The 23917-nt window shown below is 48.3% G+C and carries 10 protein-coding genes; 2 read left to right on the top strand and 8 right to left on the bottom strand.

From position 1 onward, the window contains the following. Positions 1 to 412: 412 nt before the first annotated feature. The 5 genes from LZD49_RS30865 to LZD49_RS30845 all read right to left on the bottom strand — a co-directional run bounded on the left by LZD49_RS30865 (position 413) and on the right by LZD49_RS30845 (position 13453). Entirely contained in the window at positions 413 to 1999 is a 1587-nt protein-coding gene (locus LZD49_RS30865) for a RagB/SusD family nutrient uptake outer membrane protein (RefSeq protein ID WP_234671944.1), read from the bottom strand. Between the two features lie 30 nt (positions 2000 to 2029). Next, positions 2030 to 5548, bottom strand: coding sequence for a TonB-dependent receptor (locus tag LZD49_RS30860; RefSeq protein WP_234671942.1), 3519 nt, complete (start codon positions 5546 to 5548; stop codon positions 2030 to 2032). Next, complete coding sequence (locus LZD49_RS30855) at positions 5541 to 6551, bottom strand: FecR family protein (RefSeq protein ID WP_234671941.1); 1011 nt, start codon at positions 6549 to 6551, stop codon at positions 5541 to 5543. The genes LZD49_RS30860 and LZD49_RS30855 overlap by 8 nt, the downstream gene beginning before the upstream one ends. 158 nt (positions 6552 to 6709) lie before the next feature. Beyond that, positions 6710 to 7354, bottom strand: coding sequence for an RNA polymerase sigma-70 factor (locus LZD49_RS30850; RefSeq protein WP_234671940.1), 645 nt, complete (start codon positions 7352 to 7354; stop codon positions 6710 to 6712). A 207-nt stretch (positions 7355 to 7561) separates the two neighbouring features. Beyond that, entirely contained in the window at positions 7562 to 13453 is a 5892-nt protein-coding gene (locus LZD49_RS30845) for an Ig-like domain-containing protein (RefSeq protein ID WP_234671939.1), read from the bottom strand. 308 nt (positions 13454 to 13761) lie between these two features. Between LZD49_RS30845 and LZD49_RS30840 the strand changes: the two genes are divergently transcribed. Beyond that, positions 13762 to 14325 carry an isochorismatase family protein gene (locus tag LZD49_RS30840; RefSeq protein WP_234671938.1) on the top strand — a complete coding sequence of 188 codons (564 nt, stop codon included), beginning with the start codon at positions 13762 to 13764 and terminating at the stop codon, positions 14323 to 14325. Positions 14326 to 14677: 352 nt separating this feature from the next. Further along, positions 14678 to 15058 (top strand): hypothetical protein, encoded by a 381-nt coding sequence (locus tag LZD49_RS30835; protein WP_234671937.1) that lies wholly within the window; start codon positions 14678 to 14680, stop codon positions 15056 to 15058. Positions 15059 to 15247: 189 nt separating this feature from the next. On the opposite strand, the gene LZD49_RS30830 is transcribed toward LZD49_RS30835, so the two are convergent. The 3 genes from LZD49_RS30830 to LZD49_RS30820 form a co-directional block, all read right to left on the bottom strand. Further along, positions 15248 to 21217, bottom strand: a complete 5970-nt coding sequence (locus LZD49_RS30830; protein WP_234671936.1) for a VPS10 domain-containing protein — start codon at positions 21215 to 21217, stop codon at positions 15248 to 15250. A gap of 33 nt (positions 21218 to 21250) precedes the next feature. Then, on the bottom strand, positions 21251 to 22333 hold the full coding sequence (locus tag LZD49_RS30825) for an amidohydrolase family protein (protein WP_234671935.1): 1083 nt from the start codon (positions 22331 to 22333) through the stop codon (positions 21251 to 21253). A 126-nt stretch (positions 22334 to 22459) separates the two neighbouring features. Continuing rightward, positions 22460 to 23911: a RagB/SusD family nutrient uptake outer membrane protein gene (locus LZD49_RS30820; RefSeq protein WP_234671934.1), complete on the bottom strand. Its 1452-nt coding sequence runs from the start codon at positions 23909 to 23911 to the stop codon at positions 22460 to 22462. Positions 23912 to 23917 lie beyond the last annotated feature (6 nt).

Below are 23917 nucleotides of genomic sequence, written 5' to 3'. Positions count from 1 at the left end.
AATCCTTTTTTTGAATTGCCCGAGCCCGCGGTGAATACACAAAGCTATAAAGCTGTGCCGATGGGGTAAAGACAGGTGCTTATGCTGCTGGTGTAATATACAGAAAATGACCGCACTAGTATTTCCACCGTAACAGTAATTTGTACCATTGGCTCCCTGCTAATTAGGGCTGAAAGACAACCAGCAAGTCGATGGCACCTTACCCATTATGATCAACGCATACGGGAAAGCAGACCAGCGAAAATTCTTCATGACCGGTAGTGAATCACCAAGGACCGTTCCCAGCTGGATTTGGGTGCTCCTAATCTCCATAATTGGGTGGATGGCTTGGTTTAAGATCAAGTCCCTGAACATGGAAACCCGCTGACTCACGCCAACGGGTAATATCAAATATCTGAAAACAATCGACTTCTTAATTCCAGTCGTTGCTGATGTCTTTGGCGACAACTGGGTTTGTGTTTTTCTCAGTTAATGGAATAGGGAATAATACATGTTTGTCCTGAAAAAAAGATTGGCTTGAAGCCGGATATTTGGCTTTCTTCTCCGCGTTTAGAGTTTCTTTGGCAATGCCCCAGCGGATCAGGTCAAACCAGCGCACCTGCTCACCGGCCAGTTCGAGCTGGCGTTCTAGCATAATTTTCCTCATCGCTTCCTCCTTATTGCCTAGTGTTGTGTAGGCGAATGCGCCGGAGCGTGCGCGCACCTTATTAACCAACGGCAGGGCCTCACTTAGTTTACCGATATTGATCTGTGCTTCCGCAAACATCAGCAACACGTCGGCATAGCGGATCACCTGTGAATTGATATCCGATTGAGGCAACTCCCCCTTTTCCTTGTATTCATAAGGCTCGTATTTTCTCCAGCGGTAGCCATTGCCGTTTTCTGCGAAAGGATAAGGCTTTGGCCCGGCAGTACATTTATCGCAATAGGTCACGTCCCCCCCGCTGGCCTTATCTCCGTAAAACGTATTCTTGGCTCTCGGATCAATATAGACTTTGCCCGCTTCGTCCTTATAAGTGAATGCTTTCACTGCTGCATCGGAGATAAAAACGTTGCGCCAGTCGTTCCAGCCGTATTCCATGGCGCGGCCGGTCAATGTATTTTTACCGCTACCCGACCCTTCCTGCGAGCCAAACATATAGTACGGATTTCCTTCCGCCCAACCGCCCCATTCTTTATGCGGGATGTCAAATACCGTTTCTGCGTTTTTCACGGGCGATTTGGTAAAAAGCTCGTCCAGATTCTGGACAAGGTCATACGTAAAAGGAGCTCTGGTAAGTAATTCAAATTGCGCGGAGGCCTCTGCATATTTTTTCTGGTATAAATAGGCCTTGCCCAATAGCGCAATGGCAGCGCCTTTGGTAGCACGACCCAGATCGCTCGCCGTGTTCGCATAGGCGGAAGGCAGCCCGCTGATGGCATTCGTCAGGTCGGATTCCACCTGTTTCCAGCTTTCTTCTACGGTGGCCCTTGGAAGATATAATTCGCTGTTACCGCTGTAATCCTTGCGAATGGGTACCCTGCCCCAGAGCGTTACCAGCAAGAACTCCGCATATGCTTTTAGAAAGTACGCTTCGGAGGTATATTGGGCGAGCTTCGTTTTCTCAGCGTCTGAAGCGGGCACCACTTTTGCAGCCTTGTCGATCGCCAGATTAGCCCGGAATGTCATTTTATAGGCAGTCGACCAGAGATCATTAATCTGCGCGTGGTTTGAAGCATAGCTATAATCGTGCAATTGCAAAACATCGCCCAAAAGGGGAGCGTCCGCCTCTGCTTCGTTGCCGGTGAGGTCCATCAGAAAGTAGAAATCCCTCGAATACAACCCTTTGTAAAGCATCAGGCCATAAGCGGCAGTTACTGCTTCTGAAATGGTGGCAGGCGTGGTAAAATAAGTATCATCGTTATAGCTCGTCTGGTTTTTGACATTATCCAGCGAGTTGTCACACCCGGCCGCAGCCAGGCAGGCCAGCGTTCCCAGTGAAAGTATCTGCTTTTTCATGATGACTGATTGAGAATGAATGAAAAGAATTTAAAACCCGACCTGAACCCCTAGCAGAAAAGTCCTTGGCTGCGGATACTGACCTGTATCCACTCCCTTTGTGAAAATGAACGACTTGGCATCATTGACACTCGCACTTACCTCGGGATCATATCCTTTATAATTGGTGATGGTCAGCAGGTTCATCGCTGTTGCATAAATCCGGAAACTCGAAAACACTTTTGCACCGGTGGAATTCAGCAATGATTTTGGAATAGAGAATCCGGCGGTCAGGTTTCGCAGCCGCATGAATGAGCCATTCTCCAGAAAGCGGTCGGACGCGCGCAGATTGGAGGGCGTATTTTGCCCCGACCTGGGCATGTCTGTCATGTCTCCATCTTTTTTCCAGGCATTCAGAACGGCCGTAGAAGAATTGAACGGGCGGGTAGTCCCCTCTGTCCAATACCGCAATGCATTGTAAACTTTCACATCACCAATCCCGGCCAGGCCCATCGAAAGGTCCCACGCTTTGTATGATAAATTGACAGAGCCCCCATAAGTCCAAACCGGAATGGCAGAACCCAGAAATGCCTGGTCTGAATCTGTAATTTGCCCGTCGCCGTTCAAATCCTTGTAAACAATATCACCGGCTTTCAATCCATCCTGGTATGTTTTAAAGCCTTTGGCAATAGCCTGTTCGTTCAACCTGGCTACGTCGGCGGCGCTGGAAATTACGCGATCCATTTTAAAACCATAGAACGAACCGATTGCCGCTCCCACATCGGTTTTGGTAATATTAATCCCTCCATTGGTGCTACCGCTCACGATGGGCGCACCGTTACCGAGTGAAACCACATTATTCTTGTTGAAACCGGTATTGGCAGAAATACTATAACTAAAATCTCCCGCCTGGCCCGCATACGAGACCGCTACTTCAAAACCCTTATTAACTGCATTCGCAGCATTCTGCACCATGCTGGCATCATTGTAAACATCACCCAGGCCCGTAGAAACCGGCAATTTCACATCCAGCAACAAGTCTTTGCTGTCGCGTTTGTAGTAGTCCAGGCTCACCTGGAGTCTGTTTTGCAAAAGACCAAAGTCAACTCCGAAATCGACTTGCGTGGTTTCCTCCCATTTCAGGAAAGGATTAGGCACGCGCGTAACCGTCGCTCCCTGCTGAAATGCTTTGTTTTCTCCAAAAGAATATACGATGTTGTTGTTTCCATAACCCCGGTACACGGTTGGATCGGTGAGAAACAGTCCAATGTTGGCGTTTCCGGTAATGCCCCAGCTTCCCCGGAGTTTCAGATCGGAAATGAAGGCAACATTTTTCATGAAGTCCTCGTTAGCAGCCTTCCATGCCACACCTACGGATGGGAAATTCCCTTTCCGGTGAGCTTTCCCGAATGCCGGGTTAATATCCTGCCGGATGGAAGCATTTACCAGATACCTGTCGTGAAAAGCGTAAGTAAGCCGACCGAAATAGGAGCGTGAAGCATAAATACCCGAGCCAGCGCCTGTGATGCTGTTGGATTTGGAAACACCGATCTGTTTGATCAGGTCATTCGTAAAGCCCGAACCAGTCAAATTGACGCTCCTGCTTCTGTTGCCTTCATTGAAGGTATTGCCTGCCATGACCGAAAAATCGTGACGGCCAAAATTCCGAGAATAGCTCAGGATATTTTCAATGATCGGCGAGACTGAGAAAGAATAGCTTTCATCGATCTTACGATCGGTTCTTGTATTGCCGTTCAAATATTCGCCTGTGTAATTATAACTGTTGCTATTGGAAAGGCCAATGTTCGCCTGAGTCCTGAATTTCAATCCATTAATAATATCCACTTCCCCCCACAATTGAAACAGGTTGGAAACACTTCTTCCCAGTTTTTCAGTAAGATAAATTCCTGGTAACGGATTCAATGCATCGTTCTGGTCGATGATTGTCGTCACCTTACTATATCCTCCAAGGTTCCTAGGGTCCATTGTTGGTGCATAGGGTGGCATCCGCAGGGCCTCCACGAAACTGGCTGCATTTCCCGTTGTCCTGTTGTATTTGAAATTGATAGTCTGTCCCAGGCGGATTTTCTTACCGATTTGCTCTTCGAGTTGTGTCCGCAGGTTGATCCGCTGATAGCCGTAATCCTTCATGATACCCTCCTGGTTGGTATAACCGGCGGAGAAATTATAGGTTGCCTTTTCACTTCCCCCCGTTACGTTCACATGGTGCTCGGTTACCTTCGCATTTCTGAAAATCTCCTTTTGCCAATCCGTGCGGGTCACCAGCACTTCGGGTGTATTCAGTTTGTCAGGCACTTTGTTTCCCTGTACTTCATCAATGTCCTTTACCAGCTGGACATATTGAGCCGCATCGAGCATATCCAGCTTCTTCCATGCCTTCGCTATGCCTGCATAGCCATTGTAGGTTACTTTGGGCGTTCCGGCCTTTCCTTTTTTTGTCGTGACTAAAACCACCCCATTTGCGGCCGAAGCCCCGTAAATAGCCACAGAGGCAGCGTCTTTCAAAACTGTAATATCTTGAATATCATACGGACTGACCGAGTTGATATCGCCACCCTGAATGCCATCGATCACATACAGGGGATCCGAATTGGTAAGTGAGCCTACACCACGAATGATGATTTTAGCATTAGAGCCAGGCAATCCGCCCGTATTGACGATCTGTACACCAGCTATCTTTCCCTGCAAAAGCTGCTGGGCAGATGTAGCGGACACATCGCCGAACTCCCTGCGGCCCACCACTGAAACCGCGCCGGTAAGGTCCTTCTTTTTAGCCGTTCCATAGCCGATAACCACTACTTCTTCCAATGCTTTCGTATCTACCGCGAGCGAAATATCTATTACCGAACGGTTACCGACAATCTCTTCCTTAGGCAAATAGCCCACAAACGAGAAGATCAGAATAGCGTCGGCACTTCCGCTGGTTATTTCATATTTCCCGGACAGGTCGGTTGTAACACCGCGCTGGGAGCCTTTGAGCACGACGCTTACACCGGGAAGTCCGTCTCCATGCTCATCGGAGACTTTACCTTTCACAGTTACTTCCTCCCGACCGGACCTGATAATTTTTAAAATGGAGGCATCAGCCTTGTCCGAAGCTGCGGGCGAGGCTGGCGGCGCAATAGTTGCACTTTCGATCGTGGCAATACCGGATTCCGGGTCCTTTTTCTCAAATCTCGGCACAATCACATAGGCTTCTTTTCCCGCCTTTTTGAAACGGAGATTGAACGGTTTGAGCAGGTCGGTCAGCTGCCGTTCCAGCTTGCTCCCTTCCTGGTGGTAATCCGCGCCGGTAACCACAATGTTTTTCACCGTTTCTTCTTCAAACAAAATGCTCACCTGGTGCTGCTTGCCCAAGTCGACCAACAAATCTTTCAGATTTTTGGCCCGGCTTTCTCCGCGCTGGGCCGCATTCGGCTGCGCCTGGGCTGGTAACGGCTGGGCCGCAACCGGCTGACTCGCCAAGGAAATCCCTTGCGCCACGCAAAGCTGCTGAACAGATAACATTGTCAGCACGATACGTATTTTTTGTAGAAATCTGCTACTCATGATTTGTATTGGTTACTGATTTTCTCAATTCGATAAATTCGTCATGTTTTACCACTTCCAGATGGAGCAGCTCGGATAATATGATCAGTAGGTCGTCGGCCTGTTTCACCTTATACACCCCTCCGATACGGCGTTTCCCCAAAACGGGGTCCAGTATACGTACATTCACCTTGAAGCGGTCATTTATTTGCTCCACTGCTTCGGATAAGAGTGTATTGTCGAAATAAAACATGTTTTCCTTCCAGGCCACGAACGCAGCCGGTGTGGACGAGGATGTAAGGGTAAATGCCCCATTCGTTCCTGTGGCGAAGAGATGACCGGGTTTCAGGTAAAGCTGCTTTCCCTTGGGTAAGCTCAGCTTCACTTTTCCTTTCGTCAGAAAAACCTTGGTGCCGCGTTTTCTTGAAAACGCAACAAACTCGGTACCAAGCACTTCTATCACGTAGTTTTGGTTCATACGTACAATAAAACGGCTACTGTGCTCAGTGTGAACTACTTTAAACTCCGCTTCACCATCCAGCATCACCTCCCTGTTACCCAAACCGAAACCCATCCTCGGAACCCGTAAAATAGAATTGGCATTGAGCACCACGTTTGTACCGTCGGAGAGTTTGTATTCAGATGTCTGGCCATTTTCAGACTCCAATGATTTATACATCAGCTCGTTTCTAAAAACAAAACTGACCACCATCAGGAAGCATGCCGCTGCTGCACCATAGAGCCACGGACTTTTCCAGATTCCGGATTGCTTCACTTCTGTTTGGGACAAAGGAATTTCTTTGCCCGTATCTTCATCATTCATCAATGCAATGTAATCTGACAGCGCATTTTCGATCTGGGGCGAAAACTGCGGATGGCGGCTCTCCCATTCGTCCAGATATTGGTGGTAGAGCTCTTCGTTCTGGGGGTCCGCAAGCCAGTCCTCGACAAGCTTACGCTGAATGGATGTGGTCCTTCCGTCAAAAAAATCGAATAGGACATCTTTGGATAGGGATTCTTTCATCTTATACTTTTTAGTATTTACAGTCCGGTCAGGCCTGTTTGAGTGATTTCAGAGCAACCACATAACCGTGATAGAACGGCACACGGCAATGCTCATTTAGACTATTTACAAGAACAGACAAGTACAGTATACGCAACCCCATACCGGATTGAACACTTTTATTGCAAGCAGTATACGAGACATATAAACCAGCTGTCCTTTAATCCCTTGCGGAGCCTCGCAATGGCACGGGTGATCAGCGCCTCCACGGACTTGGGAGTGATCCGAAGTTCGGCCGCAATCTCTTCCAGCGTTTTACCTTCCATCCGTTTCAATAAGTAAGCCTTTCTGCATTGCGGCGGCATTTCCTGCACAATGCGTTCGATCTGCTGGTGCAACTCGCTGTATTGCAAAGCCTCGTACGGATTGAGCGCCTGCGCAAGGAAAGGTGTAGTGACCAGTTCGATCGGGGATGTGCGGTTCAGCTCCCATTTCAGGTGATTGTATGATCGGTTGCGGACGGACTTGTACAGATAGGCGCGGTAGGAAGAGGTGATCAGCTCAAATGAGCGGTTTTGCCAGAACGCGGCAAATACCTCAGAAACAATATCTTCGGCCACTTCCCGTGAATGCACAAACCGGATCGCGTGGTTGCATAAATTAGCATAATACTTTCTAAAAAGTAGCTCACATCCTTTTTTAGGGTCCTGGCTGAACGTTTCCGTTATCAGGTATTCGTCGTGGACGATCAATGGTTCGTTATCCTGCACGGAAGGCCCCATGACCCCGGGCGGCTGGAGTGTTTTGGTAGAATCAATTGCCATAGCGTTTCTTTAACCAATTGCGGATTTGCAGTCTGATCATAAAGACAAGTCGGCAAATCTCATCCCCATGCTATAAATAATATTTTTTTTTCAATAAATAATTCAATTTTGCCGACATACATATTAGTGGCTGGTGGAAGGCGATAAAATGTCCGGATCAACCTGGGCTGATCCGGACGAAAACGAATTATATTAAAAATAAAACTCCTAAGGCTTAACGACCTTCAACACCACCACTTCCTTCGAGGAAGCGACCTTAATCAGGTAAAGCCCGCCGTTTTTACCCAAAGGCAATACATGGCGATCGTTGTCAACGGGTTTCCCAATTGACTTGCTGAACAGCGAACGACCATTCGCGTCGGTCACCGCAATACTGAGCGGCATTGCATTCGCCCCGCTGATCACAATCTCGGCCTGGTCGCCGGTTACCGGGTTTCCCAGCACGATTACATTCAGTTTGTTTGGCGACACTTCACTCGCTATTACACCAATCCGGCCATTACTTTGGCTTGCCGGTTCTTCACCATATACGAGCTGGCCTTTATAGTAAACCGTGATCTTGTCATTTTCTGCAAATGTGCCCGCCATCTTGTACGAATGGTCATTGCTTTCATCCATTACCGACCAGTCTGATTTCGCGATCCGGTACTGAATATTCCCGGTGCTACTCAGCGGATACAGTTTTCCGAGGGACGGAGCGCCTTTCAGTTCAAAATACGTGTCGGCCTTGGCTTTCTGCTGGTTGCCCGCAAACTGGCCGGTGATGTTTGCAGCGGCCAACTCCGCAAAGTCGATCCAGTGGTTCAGGCTGGCGGTACCGTCTGAGGTGAACCAGTAGCGAATTACGAGATCGGCGTAGTCAACCGGGACATTGCCTTTGTTCTCTACTTTGATCCACGTGCTCAGGGCCGTTGGTGCCGCATTGGTGTTTTTGTTTTCAGAATAGACTTTCAGATCCAAAGCTGCGGCAGCACTGTCGGGCTCTGCGCCCCACCAAAGTTTTCCATTGCGATACAAAGTGATATGATTATTGGCAATGTAAGCGGAAGCACTTTTAAACGAATAATCGTCGGTTTCCGAAAGGTTAGCCCAATTTGCGTTGGCGAACCTGGACTGGATAACACCTGAATTTGATGCCGGATTTAAATTACCCGCAGATGCATTGAAAGCGAATTCAACATACCCTAATGCGCCCTGGCGCGGTTTGTCAAGTGCAACATAGTTCATTGTTACCTTGCTGTTGCCCATTTCGGCATAGTCGATCCATTTGTTAATGCCTGCATAATTCTCGGCAGTAACCCAGTATCGCGCAGTGAGTTCGCTGTACGGGACGGCAACTGAACTTTCGTTGGCAATGGTCAGGAAGGGTTTAACGGTATTATTATTGACCTGGCCATTGTCGCCATCCTTGTAAAGCACTTTCAAACCGGACGAAACCACCAGCGTACGGCTCAATGGCTGAGCGGGGCTGTATGTTTCGTTCCCATTCTGAGAAGCTGTGATTACGGTAGTCCCAGGCCCTACTGCGTTTACTTTTCCGTTAGTTATGACGGCAACCAATGTATCCGAGCTTGCATAACTGACCGGCAAGCCAGACGTTGCTACTGCACCCGGATCAAAACCCGCATCGCCAACTGTTTTTTGCGCTAAACTATCCAGCGAAACCGTTTGTGCGATCAGTGCCGGAGCAGCGATCGTCAGACAGAAATCATCCAGCACAAGCTTACCGCTCGGGCCTGCTTTTGAAGCCCATATACCAATCGTTACGGCGTTTGCAGGTGCTAATTTGGTCACTGAGTACTTGGTATATACTGTTTTAGGTGGATCAAATGGGTGAACCTGGAACTGCGTGGTACCACTAGCAATTTTAACTCCCTGTGCGTCATAAAAATCGATTCCGATCCCGGCCCACCACGGCAGGATCAATTGGGCAGCATTAGCAGGATTAGGCGTACCTTCCACTTTGGCCCAGACATCGAAAGTGATTTCCCGGCCTCCGGTTATGGCAATCGTCTTGCCGTAATTAATTGCTCCGCCGTCGGCGGTAATAACAGCACTCTTCAATCCGCTTTGAGCTGACGTACCAATAGTTGCAGCCGCAGTATTGGGGTTTCTGACCCAGTCTACAAAACCACTTTCAAAGCCATTGTTGGTAAGTACCCCGCATGACCCCGCGCTAACTATGGTTACCGCTGAGCCTGAGGAAACACCGCCTGCATCTTGCGCTGTGGCAGTAACAGTGGCAGTACCGACGGCCACTGCCGTAACAATCCCCGTCGCATTTACCGTTGCAACAGACGGATTGGATGAACTCCATACTACTGTTTTGTTACTTGCATTAAGGGGAGCTATCGCTGCTTTGATGGTAGTCGTATCCCCTACTCCAACGGTAACAGCCGGTTTGTTTAACGTAATGGATGTGAGCAAAACATTAGAAGCTGTGATCACACTGCTTGCGGTTTTGGCCCCGTCCTGGCTTGTGACCGTCACCGTGGCGGTTCCGGGTGCTACCCCTGTTAGCACGCCGCTCTGGCTGACAGATACAATGCCTGCGTCGGAAGTGGACCAGGTCAGCGCTTTATTAGTCGCATTGACAGGCTGTACGGACGCAACAAGGGTAATGGAGTTATTCACGCCGACGGACGCCGTGGGTGCGATCGTAACGCCACTTACCGCAATGTTGGCCGCAGTAACTGTTGATGAAGCTGTTTTCTGACCCTCGTTAGTGGTAGCGGTAATGGTGGCTGTGCCCGGTGACATTCCTCTTACAAGTCCGCTTCCATCCACACTTACAACGGATGTGTTCGACGAGCTCCAGGTCACCTTTTGATTGGTTGCAGTTACAGGTAATATGCTCGTTGACAGCCTTGTGGTATCGCCTACCCCAACTGTGGCAGTGGATGGGTTGACGGCAATGGAAGTCAATGGAGTGAGTCCAACTTCGATCGCATTGATGGCGGGGTAGTTGAGGTTTGCAATCGGCCGGAATACCATGCGGATCTGACCTGTGGAAGTGGATCTGATTGCGAACTCCCGAACGATGGCTTTGTATCTGCCGCCCGCTTCTGTAAAAATATCAAAGTTTCTAAGCAACGTATCGGCACCGACCGTCATATGGAATTTCCTTTTTCCAGCCGTGATGGTTGTTGAAATCTCCGCAAAATGCAGCCTTACCACGTATAATGCATTAGGGATCAGGTTATCATATTGGTAAATCAGCGGTTGTCCGGCATTACGCTGAGTCTTGTAGGCGTCGGCAGGCGCGGGCTTTACTACCCCGCTCAGATCGATTGGCGTCGTCACAGTAGAAGTCCACATAGATGCGGATTGTGGCGTATCTGCTATAAAATTGCCGATAGTAGGTCCACCGCAGTTGTTTGCAATAACGACCGTTCCAACCGTCAATAGGGATGTGGCTGTTTTTGCCCCATCTTCTGTGGTGACAGTAATGGTGGTGGAACCCAGCTTTAAACCTGTGACCAGTCCGCTGGAATTTATTTTGGCGACGGTCGTATCCGATGATGCCCAACTCACTTTTTTGTTCGTGGCGTTGGCAGGGAGCACGGTTGCCGTCAGATTTCTGCTGGTACCCAGCCCTATTATGATCGCAGAGTCAAGCACGACACCCGTCGCACCAATGACAGGAGTTACCTTGATGCTGCTTTGGGCAGTTTTCCCTCCATCCTGTGTCGTTACTGTAATGGCTGCAATACCAGGAGCAACGCCGGTAACCAGTCCGCTTGCACTGACGGTAGCAATGCCCGCATCGGATGAAGACCAGCTAACTGCACTGTTTGACGGATATGCGGGGGTAAGTGTGGCTTTAAGTTGTTTGGTAAAACCAACTATGACAGAATCCGCAGCGGGGGTTACCGCCACTGAAACGACTGGTCCGCCCGCAGGCTCGCCAACAAAGATTCCGTTTCCTCCAATCCCCAAATACACTCTGCCATGCAAATCCGCAGTCATATTGCTCACAATCCCCGGAACCGGGTTGGCAATCGTCGTCCAGGTCGCACCATTATCATCTGAACGAAAAACACCGTAAGAAACACCATTGATAGCAGTTCCCTCCGAACTTACATAGATCACCGGGTTGGACGATGCGGTGGTATCTGCCTTTCCAACAGCAATCCATTTTGGTTTTGTAATCACCGTAGGATTTACCTTGGTAAACGTTTTAGCCGCATCGGTAGAATGGTAAATTCCGTCACCCGAAAATGAGATCCAGATATCACCTTCCTTGCCGGGCGTCGTTTCCACATTCATTTGTGCCACATTTCCGACATTGGGTAAATTAGAAGCTGTCGTGGCAGCGAAATTCACACCGCCATCGGTGCTTACGTAAACCTTGCCTGCTGCATAAATGTAAAAAATGTTGCCATTTACTTTGTCTGCTGCCAATGGCTGCATCCCGGCCCATACCTCATAAATGCTTCCGGGCTTTAAAACCGCATTGGGAACTCCGTTACATGCCGTCCAGCTTGTACCCAGGTTGTCGGAATGATAAGTCAGGCCGCCCTGTGTGACCCATACCATTTTCCTGCTGGTAGCAGAAACGGCGATCCTTCCCCTTGCTCCGGGAATGGATGGGAATTTTGTATAAGAATCTCCGCCGTTGGTTGAATAACCTCCTATGCCAGTACCATTCCAGCCATCACTTCCTACACGCGCGATAAAATTCGGATCTGAATATTGAATGGCGCCGCCGGATGTATTGGTACCAAAATTGGTTGGAAACCAATAAGCTATTCCCTTTGCAGGGGGCAGATCCAGCGATTTATGGTCGAAACCGCCTACATCGCCCGTTGTCGAAACCAGGAAGTTGGGACCCGAAGGCGGGCAAACCGATGGACCTGCTACCACAATTTCTTCCAGTCCGTTATCGCGCAATTTCCAGGTAACCCTGCTTGCCCAAACATTGGTCGTATGGCCGACATCAAGCATATCCGAAAACCAGACATGACCGGCATTGAAGGGATCCCAGGCAAAACCATTGACATTGTGACCGATATTTCCGTCAGCTCCATTTCCGGCTGAATGGGGTGCTTCGGAAGCATCGCGGGTTGCCGGAACCATCGACGACCAGCTGCCCTGGCTTCCACCGGTAATGCTGCGATAAGCAATATCGTGGTTCCACGAGCCGGTGGTTGATACGACCACCTCATTGCTATTGGCAGGATTGACGCCCACGCCGCTAAACTCTTTGCCGGCAACGGGGGTAATATCCACCCAGCTGCTTCCATTCCATTTATGCAACGTAAAACCTCCCAATGGGCGGTAATCAGCTTTTGGCAACTGTGTTACAAAAAAAGTACCGTCGTTGCTGATGCTGGCGCGCCTTGGTTCGGCCGGGCTACCGATCATCAATGCGAACGTGTTTCCTCCGTCTGTACTGCGATATACACCGGCCTTGCCACCGAGAAAAATATTTCGGGTAACTCCATTGACCACACCTCCGCTTTTGTCAAAAAAGATAAATCTCCCTGATACGGAATCCGGCAAAGAAGTGTTCACCTTCGTCCATGATCCTACCGCTCCTGCGGCTGTGCTTTTATAGGTACCATTGGCCCGGGTTGTTACATACACTACATTACTATTGTTGGGATCGACAGCCAGACGATCCGAGTAAGTCTGGTCACTGTTAGGCAGAACTGTTATCCGAAGCTGGCAGTCGGTCCAGGTAGCACCCCGGTCCACCGACTTCATGATCGTTCCGGGAGAGGTTCCGCCCCCGGGAACCGTTCCCTTGCCTGTCTGATGAGTCGCATAAAGAATATTTCCGGTTGCATCGCTGGGATCAAAAGCAAGATCCCCGCATTTTGCAGCGGCTTCCCAGTTCCAGTACGTGGTCGGTATTTTATCGTTCCACATCAGGTCCTCCCATTTCTGGGATGCATGGTTCCACCGGTACGGCGTGCCTACATCGGTAGTAATAAAATAAAGGTTAGGGACTTTCGGATGGGCCTTAATGCTTGTGACGTTGCCGCCCCCGCCTATTCTTACGGGTCGCCAATTGTAAGTCTGCGCGTTGGCTGCAAAATTCAAAGCTCCTGCAAATGCAATCAGCAGGAGCATGATTCGGATCGATCTTTTCATAAATGTTACGTTAGTATTATGATGTAAACTGGATTGTCACCGCATCGGAAAAACTACTTCTAAATGGCACTTATTTTCGTAAAGAAAGTCGACGTCACGTAGAAGTATTTTGAAGATTTTTGGCAACATATCCCTTTACAGACAAGTAAAAAGCAAAATCCCCATATTGAAACTTGATATTTTGCTAAAAAACTATCGTTGTATGATGTGAAAACGCACGTGAGATAAGTAATGAATTGACTATTTTAGCGAGCACCAATTACACTTTGCGGCGACTGCTACTGTACAATCTTTAAGAGTCATTATTCATGAGAAATAGAAAAGCATTACTGGTCATTGATATGCAAAAAGGTTCATTTACTGCATTCACTCCCCGTCACGATACAGATGGTGTGGTTCAGAGGATAAATTTGGTGGCCAAGGCTTTTCGGACTAATTCGTTGCCTGTTTTTTTTATTCAGCATGACGGGACTACGGCTGGCAATTTTGTTCCGCATACAACAGAGTGGGAATTACTGGACGATTTAAAAGTAGAAGCCGGTGACATTCTGATAAGTAAATACGCAAATGATGTGTTTTATAGGTCTGATCTTCAATCACAACTAGAACAATGTTCTGTGGATGAGCTGATAATTTCGGGCTGTGCAACAGATTTCTGTGTAGAAGCAACAATTCAATCAGCGTTATCAAAAGATTATAAAGTAACTGTCATCGAGGATGGTCACACGACCGGGGAAAGACCGCATTTAAATGCAGTTCAGGTGATTGAGCACTACAACTGGGTTTGGAGAAATTTGATTCCAACAAAGGGAAATGTAAATGTGATGCCTCACCAGGTGATATTGAATGAATTGTCAACTACCATAAAATAGCTGCTTTTCCGTAGATATCCATGTGGGCCATGCCGGTCATTCCCATACAGCCCAATTCCAGTTCAGGAACATTAAGTCCCTGGCTTCCCAATGCTGCAAGTTTCAGCTTCGGTAATTTCGTTTGTTTTTAACGAAAGCAAAACTAGGAAAGATGCAACCGAGCGGATTAACCATATCCAAGAAGTTTATATCCGAAAACGTGGTCTCATGACGCGGATCGGATTGGTCAGACAGGACAGCTGCTCCGTTCCAGGTGAATCCATATTAATTAATCATTAAGCCTTCGACATTCGTTTCCTCAGCGCCAGGATTTCCCGAAATTGCGGCAAAAGGAAATCAACGATTAATTGAAATGAAATACCTACTCATATCTTTCATTATTCTGAATTACGTGGGCCGTTCATTCGCCCAGGTTTGGGTTGGAGACGTAGATATCAACCAGGAAAAAAATGTGCAGATTATCGAGGTCATGGTTGCCGAACGCCTTTCCGGTAAGTCTGTCCATGTTTTTGTTGATTATGGACAAAAAACGAATTTCAAAGTTCGGAACCTTGAAACCAATGAAAAAGCCCTGCAAATCGTCGACAGTGAAACGAAAAAGGAGAAATTGTTTACCTCCACAGCCGCGTTGCTGAACTTCCTGGAAAGCCACGGCTGGGCGCATTATGACACTGCCATTAACCGAAACGACGGCCGCTCCGATTTTCTGTACTATTTCAGAAGAAAGGAATAAAGCAACCCTTAAAACGGATACTTCTCGCAGCTTTCCTTCGTAATTTCCGCCAGGCAGACTACAAAAAACCTCTTGCTGTATGGAACAGCCAACGGTAGAGAGATGTGCATCTCCCGAACAACTACCTAAAAATCAACAAGTAAGGACGTATTAACGAAGTCGCGGCGCGAAATTGATCTAAGTTGTTTTTTATTTAACCCAAAGGCCATTCAACATCACTTTCACAACATTTCTTGTAGCCCTGATATCCTGAACAGGATTTCCTTTTACCAGGATCAAATCGGCGATCTTTCCTTTTTCAATGCTGCCGAGCCGGTCGTCAATGCGGAAAAACCTGGCATTTTCCATGGTCGCCGCTACAATGGCATCCGACGGACTGATCCCACTCTCGACAAACAATTCCAGTTCCCGCTGAAACGCCCAGCCGGTCTCCGCATAAGGTATCATGGAATGTGAGCCGAGTACCATTTTCACGCCTCCTTTTTTCAGTTTGGCGGTTAAGGCTTTCATATTTTTGAAACCAACCAGTTTCGTGGAATCTACTGACGCGGTGTCGCTTTGGCCGGGCGCCTGATATTCAAATGCGCCAAGAGTTGGGCTGACAAACGTACCTTTTTTCACCAAAAAATACAGTAATGTATCTACACGCCATCCGTGGATATCGAGTTTATCCCACACATCGTAGCGGCCGTGCTTTCGGGCATTGTTATCGGCCAGTACCATTTGCCGGTATTTTTCTCCCTCGATTTTTGGTTGTAGCGAAAGCCCGAATGAGGTAATGTGTTCGATCCCATCCAAACCGGCATTGATGGCTTCCATTGCTTCGGTGGTTTCCAGATGTCCCGTCACCGGCAGGCCTCTTTTGTGCGCTGCTTTGCAAACTTCCGCAATAATCCCGGGTGGCAGCCTGAAATACACTTTTATCACCGACGCTCCCCTGTCAGCCATCTTATTAACCTGATTGACGGCCTCCAATGCATCTCTTACTACGTATGCATCTTTGGGATAAGCAGGTGGAAACATATCCAGATGCGGATCGGCGAGGAATAAACGCGGGACTGCTTTTCCCGATTTTCTTTCTCCGTCATAGGCTTCAATCCACGCGCCCGGATCTCTCAAAGAAGTAATGCCATGTTGCAAAAACAAGGAAGTAAGTCCCTCCTCTCCGTCCAGGTGAAAATGTGAATCTATGAATCCGGGTAAGAGCGACATTCCTTTTCCATCGACAATTTCGGCTCCCTGGGGAATGGTAACATCTCCGTTTTTACCAACCTCAATGATTTTTCCATTTTCAACCACCACACAACCATTCGCGACAGGTTCACTGCCATTTCCGTCAATGATCGTTGCGCCTGTAATGGCAATTGTCTTTGTACCGGCAGGAATTTCTTTGTGATTGATCTCGTGAATGACTTTGGTATCAGCGTCTGTTGAAGGTTTCTGATCACAACAATTCACGATATCTTCCACGGCAGCTTCATCACCGCCCGCAGGACCGTACCAGATACCTCCTCCAAATGTCACGATAAAAACCTTCTCAGGATCGCGCGGATCAAGATCTACCCGTTTGCCCCACTTGAAATTGTAGCCTTTGATTCGCGTCCAAGAATGACCGGAATCCTCCGACCGATAAGCCGAGCCATTGAATCCGCAGGCGTAAAAAGTGTTTACGCGCGCATCGTAGGTAATGTCATGTACATGCTGATCGTTTTGCAGGGTCTGCTCCCAGGTGTTTCCATCATCATCTGAAACAAAAATCCCTCCTCCCGTATCCGGCGCGTATTTGCCGCCCGTTCTTCTTCCCCAGGCAGAGAGTATTAGCCTGTGCGGTTTTTGAGGATCGACTGCCAGGCTGGTCGGACCGTTGGTTCCGTCGGGCAATGTTACTTTTGTCCACGACCCTGCTCCGTCTATGGAGCGGTACAATGCTCCGTCTCCCGCGCCGATGCTGCCATTTTCGCTTCGGCGGTTTGCGACCAGGAACAATGTATTATCCTTTTCTCTTTTCACGATCCGCCACGCAAAAGGCTGATTGCCTTCAATTCCAGTGTTTTTTTGCTTCCAGCTCTTCCCGCCATCGGTGGATTTGTATACGCCTTTACCGAAAACGCAAACATACAATGTCCGGCGTTCGGGGTCACTGGCGGTGTCGATCAGAATGTGCGTCATGGCTCCTTCTCCGATGTCCTGGCTGACGGGCTTCCAGGTTTTCCCTGCGTCCTCGCTGAGCAACACGCCTCCCTGATAGTCTTTCGTCCCGCTTTTCCGCCACATTTTCGGTCGCGGCAGGTCGTGTGTTCCGCTCATGACTGCCCAGATGCGGCCTTTCACTTTCGGATCAAATTCAAGCCAGTAAGTACTGTTGGCCCAGGCTGCCGGAACGCCATTATTTTGAGTCGCACTAAGCCAGCTTTCACCTCCATCTTTACTTTCCATCAACCCGATATCGGTATTCGCAATGAAAACATGATTGGTATCAAAAGGATCAAAAACCACCGCATAACTCGTTGTTACCTCCAATCCGCGCGAAATCCAGCCGCCACCGTCCTTTTTTCTGGTATAAACCTGCTCCCAGCTTTTGCCGCAATTTTGTGACTTAATGGTACGACCGAAATCAGTCGCATAGCAAATATCCGGGTCAGTAGGTGATACACCGATTGAGAAAGGATTTTCTCCCCAGGTCGGGCCGAAGCGTTCATTGATCCATTCAAGTTCAAAGTTCTTGGAAATAACATTCTTGTTTTTGGTAAGGTCATCTTTCCATACAAGCTTCCAGGTTAACCCAAAATCCTCACTTTTCGCCACGCCGATGCTGGTAGTGTCCTGATGTACCTTCAAATTCGCGTAAGACACATATACCACTTCCGGGTGCTGGGCACTTGTAGCAATGCTGCGCCACTCGGGAGCTGCGGCGCCTTTAATGGTAAATTTAGTCAGCCCGGCTTGCCTGTTTTCCCATGTCTCTCCGCCGTCTTTTGTGTAATAAATTCCGGAGATTTCTTTTCCAGGATTAAAGTAAGAAGTGCCTGAAATGGCATAGATGATGTAATTTTTATTTTTCTTGTCAAAGCCTCCCGAAAACTCGGTAAGCTCTTTTACGTCCGGTTTTTTGTTGATTTTCCAAATGCCTTTTTCACGTTTGGTGATCGCATTCTGGCCACATATATAAATCGTCCGATTGTTTTCCGGAGAGTCGGGCTGAATGTAAATGTTCTTTGTTTTTCCTTCTAATTCGTGTTCTTTTCGCCAATTGCTACCGCCGTTTGTTGATGTATAAAAACCAGACTGTTCATCAATTAAGATCGCTGCATATAGCTTTTTAGAATCAGCCGGATCGACTGCAAAGGCCTGCACTTTCCTCGCAGTACCATCTTTGGTAACGACTTTTTCATTGGCGTGATCACCCTGTGAAACAATGCCGCTCACATCTGACGGAGACGGGTAGAAAAGTGACCAGGTGTTGCCGCGGTCGGTGCTTTTGTATAAACCGATTGAATTGGCATAAACGGTATTGGAATCGACGGGATCAAAAGCAAAGTAATTCACAGGCCCTTTCAAATTAAACATCCGCCACGATTTCCCGCCGTCATAAGTAGCAAATGAGCCCGTCATATCGCAGGCTACCAAAGCACGATTTGGGTTATGCGGACTGATTGCAGGATAAAACATCGCTCCTCCGCCGCCAAAGCCTACAAATCCCCATTGGTCGTTTCTGCCATTCGGGTTTTTGCCTTTTCCCTGATCTGTCAAAGCAACGCCATGCCATACGCTGGAACCAAATGTGTTAATGTAGATCTGCTCCGGGTCATTCTGGTCAATGGTAATGCGTTGTCCCCAATGAAAATCGTAGCCTTTGATTTTGTTCCAGGTTTTCCCATAGTTATCGCTTCGATAAGCAGCGCTATTGAATGTATTGCAATAAAGCCTTCCCGGATGATACGGATCGGCTGTCACGTCATATACATATTGTTTATCGTCAAAAATAGTTTTCCAGCTCGTTCCGCCATCTTCCGAAAGAAAAATACCGCCAGGGATTTTAAGTTTTTCATTTCCTCCTGTCGACCGTGCTACATCTCCGCCGATCAGGTCGCTTAGGTCAATGTCGGCCCAGCCAGCCACGTATATGCGGTCTGGATTCTGGGGATCACATTCGATACCGCTCGGAAAAAGCAATTCGTCGGCGGACGTAACATGCAGTTTGGTCCAGTTTTCAGCTCCGTCTGTCGATCTGTAAACGGCTCCCGAGTAAAACGCTCTGCCTTTTTTGCCGTTCTTGTGCGCGGGAGTTGCGCTCACGGTCAGGAAAAGTGTACCGTTGCTGGTCCGCGTCAGCTCGAAGGCGCATGTATTTTCCCCTATTCCCTTGTTTTTTAACTGCCACGTCTTGCCATCGTCCGTCGATTTAAAAACGCCTTTGGAATACACACTGGCATATAATGTGCGCTTCCCCGGAGTGGACGTTGGATCAAGGATAATGCTGGTCGCAGGCGAATCCATTCCCATACCTTCATTGCTGGGTTGCCAGGTTTTGCCTCCGTCTGTCGAGACGCAAACGCCACCTTTTGCGTTCTGTTTCCACGCAGGATTTCTGGTCATTTTGCCCCTCGGATAATCATGCATGCCCGACCACACCGACCACACTTTTCCTTTTATTTTCGGATCAAATTCCACCCAATAGCAAGTATTAACCCATTCAGCCGGAACTCCATCCGCAGACCGCACCCAGCTTTTGCCTCCATTGAGACTATGATGAAAGCCTATATCGGTATAACTGATCGCAATGTGGCTGCTATCAAAAGGGTCAAAATGAACGCCGTAGCTGGTGGTCACGTCGAGTCCTCTGCTTTTGTAAGACCCGTCGGGCTGTGGTTCACTGTAAATTTCACTCCATGATTTACCGCCGTCCATGGTTTTCATAGTTCGGTACCAATCCGTCACGATCGCTACGTTTCCGTCCATCGGGGACACGCCCACATCCATTAACCGGATGTACTCGCCGCCAAATGCTTTGGCCGTCCAAGCATCTTTCAGGTTACCGACATCGATGCCATCTTTCACACCATATTGCCCCGAGCCTCCGCCGCCTTTCCATACCCAATCCCAGTTTTTTCCGGCGTCACCCGTTTTCAATGCGCCGTACCAATAAATAAACCTGTCGCCCTTCTTCTCTTCATAGCGGTTAGTGACCAGGTATACCTGCCGGGCGTCAAACTCAGCACAGGAAATCATGGAGTAGCTGGGCTTTACGCCTGCTTCTACATTGCTAATAAATGGACTTTCACTTTTCTTCCAGCTACTTCCCCTATCCTCCGAAACCCACACCTCACTATGGCCAAATTCCTCCCGGATCTCCTGCTCAGGATCGTGATGCAATGCGTAAAAAATTTCTTTACCACCTTTTGACACGCTGCCAGCCGTAAACGAAAACGCGGGGCTCATGGCCTTCGGGAAAGTTCTTGGAATGATCTTGTGGGTAGTTTTATTATAAACAAAAGCCGACTCGGCAGTAAAGATCATCAGCTCATCTTTGAGCCCCGAGGTATTGCTATACAAATAGTCAATGCGTTTTCCCAAATCCTTTTTCTCCCAGCTTTTGCCGCCATTGACAGAATAGAACAGAAACGAACCCATACTAAAATATAATGACGACGACCGGACCGGGTCCACACGGATGGTTCCTATACGTGCGTCTTTCATTTCATAAAGTGAGCCGGTTTCGGTTTGAATCTGATAGTTTGCGTGATCGCCGGAGTAGGATTCGCCCATGATTTCGGCTTTTGCTGGAAATAGCTGCTGCCAGGTTTTACCGCCGTCTTTACTCCTCTTTAATGTACTGGAACCAATGTAAATGGTGTTGGAATCCGCAGGATCATAAGCAAAACTAGTTGCCCCATTCGGAAGATTGATCTGGACATAGGATTTACCTCCGTCTTTGGTCAGGTATGATCCCGTCATATCACATTTTAACAAAAATTCAGAAGTGCTCTGATAGGAGAATGTGGGAATAAATGTGGCGCCCCCACCGCCAGGCCCTATTTTCTCCCACCGAGGTTTTTGATCTTCTTTAAAATGATCGTCATGAAATGCAGACCGGAATGCGAAAATGCCAGCAAGAAAGCACACGAAAACAATGGCCTTCGATACCACTTTGAAATACATATTTTCTAACGAATTAATGGTTGACAGGTCAGCCTATTTCCTACTTAATATTTTTGCGGCGTTGGTCTTATAAATTTTCTTCAAGACCGTATCACTCAACCCAAAGCCATGCAGCGGCCAATGGTAACCGGTGAGGTCAATGGCGTAAAAGTGTTCGTCTGTCGTTTCCAGTATCCGGAACGTCGTCTCATACATGTAGTCGGTAGCCTGCATATCCGTTCCGTACACCAGCTTATCCTGGTATTTTTCAAAAAATGAATACATATACCTTGGTATGGGCGATAACTCTGCATATCGGGCCGCAAAATCGGCGTAGAGATTTTTATATCGCGACAACAACCGGCCCAGGATGGAGAGATCGTATTCGCAATTCGCCAGGTGGCAGGCGATGAATGTGGTCCCGGGATTGTCACGGACCACATTCTCCAGCGTTTTAATCAACGCGCCGTGGCCCAGAAACCCTGGTTTGGTCTGGTCAACTTTCCAACTGTAAGCATTCATTAGCCCGTCGTTGGTAGAGTCCATTGGTTGGTACATCCACATCGGTTCGGCCACATGCACATTTACCGGCAACTTCAACTCACCACATTTCTCAAACAACGGTTTCATTCGCGGGTCGTCAATGTGCATACCATAAGCAGGTACTGGTTCCGAAAAAACTTCTCCCAGGCCTTTGTCCCCCAGCTCACCCACCCCTTTCGCGCCTAGTTTGGCACAACGTTCCAGCTCCCTCACCGCTTTTTCCGCCCACCCCGGCTCATTGTAACCCGTATAATCAAACCCACACCATACCTCAAACTTGTCACCGTACCGGGCATATGCCTTATAAACCGAGTCGAATGCGGCACCGGTCAGCATTGTCAGTATGATTGTTTTTTCAACACCAAAACGATCCATACGACTTACCCATTCATTCAATTGGGCATCAGACTTTACATTTCCCGGATGGGCGTGCATGTCGATCACCGGATATTTAGCTTTGGTGATTTTGGTTACCGGTATTTTGTAAATAGCATGCGGCCGGTAGTTTTTCAGCAGAAGGGAATCCGGACTTTGTGCAGCGCAGAAATTCAGACTACCTATAAAAAGCAATATCGTAAAGGCGGTTTTTAGCATTTTAGGTTTTAGGCTGGGGTTGATGTTTATTGACTTCGAGCGCAACGGCGGCCGCTGCGCTCACGCTGACCAATCAAGTATCTGATTTAGCAAATTAAACAGAACGCGCCAGCGACCGCGCAATGCTCAATACCCCGGATTCTGCCCGATCGCCTTTGCGTCCAGTGCCGGAATAGGCAGCAAATAATCAGTCTCCTGGAACCCCTGGGCATTGTCGGGTAGATTGACCTGCTCCAAAATCCGTTTTCTCAGCACATCAAAGTACCGGTCGTTTTCAAAACACAGCTCGTAACTTCTTTCATCAATGACCTTTTGATCAAAAACTGCTTTGCTCATAGCCAGCGTGGCCCGCGGCTCTTTTCCATTACCTGCATTGGCGCGATCGATGATCATGTTCAGCCTGTCTACCGCAAGCTGGGTAGGTGCGCCGGCCGCCATGTTGGCCGCTTCTGCGTAGATGAGCAATATGTCGGCAAAACGGAGCAGCTTCATTTCGATGCCTGCATCTCCTCCGCCAACCTGCTGGTCATATGTCAGGTTTGGCATGTTGTACTTGCCAATGTAAGGAACGCCGTCGGCAGATTTTGACCAGTTGATAATGGGTGCGGAAGGATCATAAATATCCGAAGTAAAATCCAGGAGCAAGTAGCTATGCTTGCGCGGCTGCTCGGGATAAATGTTCGAAGCCCAGTAGATCTTCACAGGACCGCCGCTCCACCCGTCCATTTCCGAAGGCGCAAAGACATTGCCGGGCATGTAGGGTGTTTGAGATGTCGTATGAAAAGCAAACATAATCTCCATGTTGCGGTTGTTGGCCGTTTTGAAAACATCCAGCAAACTAGGTAACAGTTTATACGGTCCTTTTGTAATGATCTCGTCGGCCACATCGCGTGCTTTTGCATAATAGTCTGCCTGGTTGAGCGGGGCAGTTGCCCTGGTCAGATATGTTTTGGCCAGATAGCCTTTTGCAATCCATTTGTTTGGTTTGCCCGGAGTTGCGGCGTCGTAGTCGCCGAGGTGGTCCACTGCAAATGTCAGATCGGCTTCCAGCAAATCGTACACTTCCGCTACTTCGAGGCGTGATTCGGGTGTTAGCGGCGTCAACACCGGGTCAGGCGTATCTTCGGTGATGTAAGGAATTTTGCCATACAAACGTACCAGCGTAAAATAGTTGAAGGCCCTCAGGAATCTGCCCTGTGCAATCACATTGTCTATGACATCCTGCGGGTTACTGGCCAGACTACCACCTTTGACCGCTTTTAGTACGGAATTGATGTTGGCGATCGACTTGTAGTGCCAATTCCAAAGGTCATTGAATGCGGTAACCCCAAAATCAAGGCTGGTACCTTCGTACTGGCCGTCAGGAAAAGCTGGAATATTCTGGTAGCCGCCCCAGGTTACAAACAGGGCGTTCATCGAACCAGCATAGGCTGCCTCACATTGACTAACGGTCGTATAAAAATTCTGTGGAGTAGAAATGCCCTCAGGTGCCTCTTCTAAACTCTGACAGGAGAGACTAACAATCATCAAAACGAGTGCTACGACACTTTTACCTGGATATAATATGTTCTTTTTCATTGTGAT

Source organism: Dyadobacter sp. CY261, from assembly GCF_021440085.1.
Lineage (GTDB): Bacteria > Bacteroidota > Bacteroidia > Cytophagales > Spirosomataceae > Dyadobacter.
Note: the sequence above shows the minus strand (reverse complement) of the source record. Positions and strands in the feature narration are given on the sequence as shown.

Excerpts from the sequence above, each read along its gene's own strand:
- LZD49_RS30865 (WP_234671944.1), bottom strand. The coding sequence starts at position 1,999 with ATGAAAAAGCAGATACTTTCACTGGGAACGCTGGCCTGCCTGGCTGCG.
- LZD49_RS30860 (WP_234671942.1), bottom strand. The coding sequence starts at position 5,548 with ATGAGTAGCAGATTTCTACAAAAAATACGTATCGTGCTGACAATGTTA.
- LZD49_RS30855 (WP_234671941.1), bottom strand. The coding sequence starts at position 6,551 with ATGAAAGAATCCCTATCCAAAGATGTCCTATTCGATTTTTTTGACGGA.
- LZD49_RS30850 (WP_234671940.1), bottom strand. The coding sequence starts at position 7,354 with ATGGCAATTGATTCTACCAAAACACTCCAGCCGCCCGGGGTCATGGGG.
- LZD49_RS30845 (WP_234671939.1), bottom strand. The coding sequence starts at position 13,453 with ATGAAAAGATCGATCCGAATCATGCTCCTGCTGATTGCATTTGCAGGA.
- LZD49_RS30840 (WP_234671938.1), top strand. The coding sequence starts at position 13,762 with ATGAGAAATAGAAAAGCATTACTGGTCATTGATATGCAAAAAGGTTCA.
- LZD49_RS30835 (WP_234671937.1), top strand. The coding sequence starts at position 14,678 with ATGAAATACCTACTCATATCTTTCATTATTCTGAATTACGTGGGCCGT.
- LZD49_RS30830 (WP_234671936.1), bottom strand. The coding sequence starts at position 21,217 with ATGTATTTCAAAGTGGTATCGAAGGCCATTGTTTTCGTGTGCTTTCTT.
- LZD49_RS30825 (WP_234671935.1), bottom strand. The coding sequence starts at position 22,333 with ATGCTAAAAACCGCCTTTACGATATTGCTTTTTATAGGTAGTCTGAAT.
- LZD49_RS30820 (WP_234671934.1), bottom strand. The coding sequence starts at position 23,911 with ATGAAAAAGAACATATTATATCCAGGTAAAAGTGTCGTAGCACTCGTT.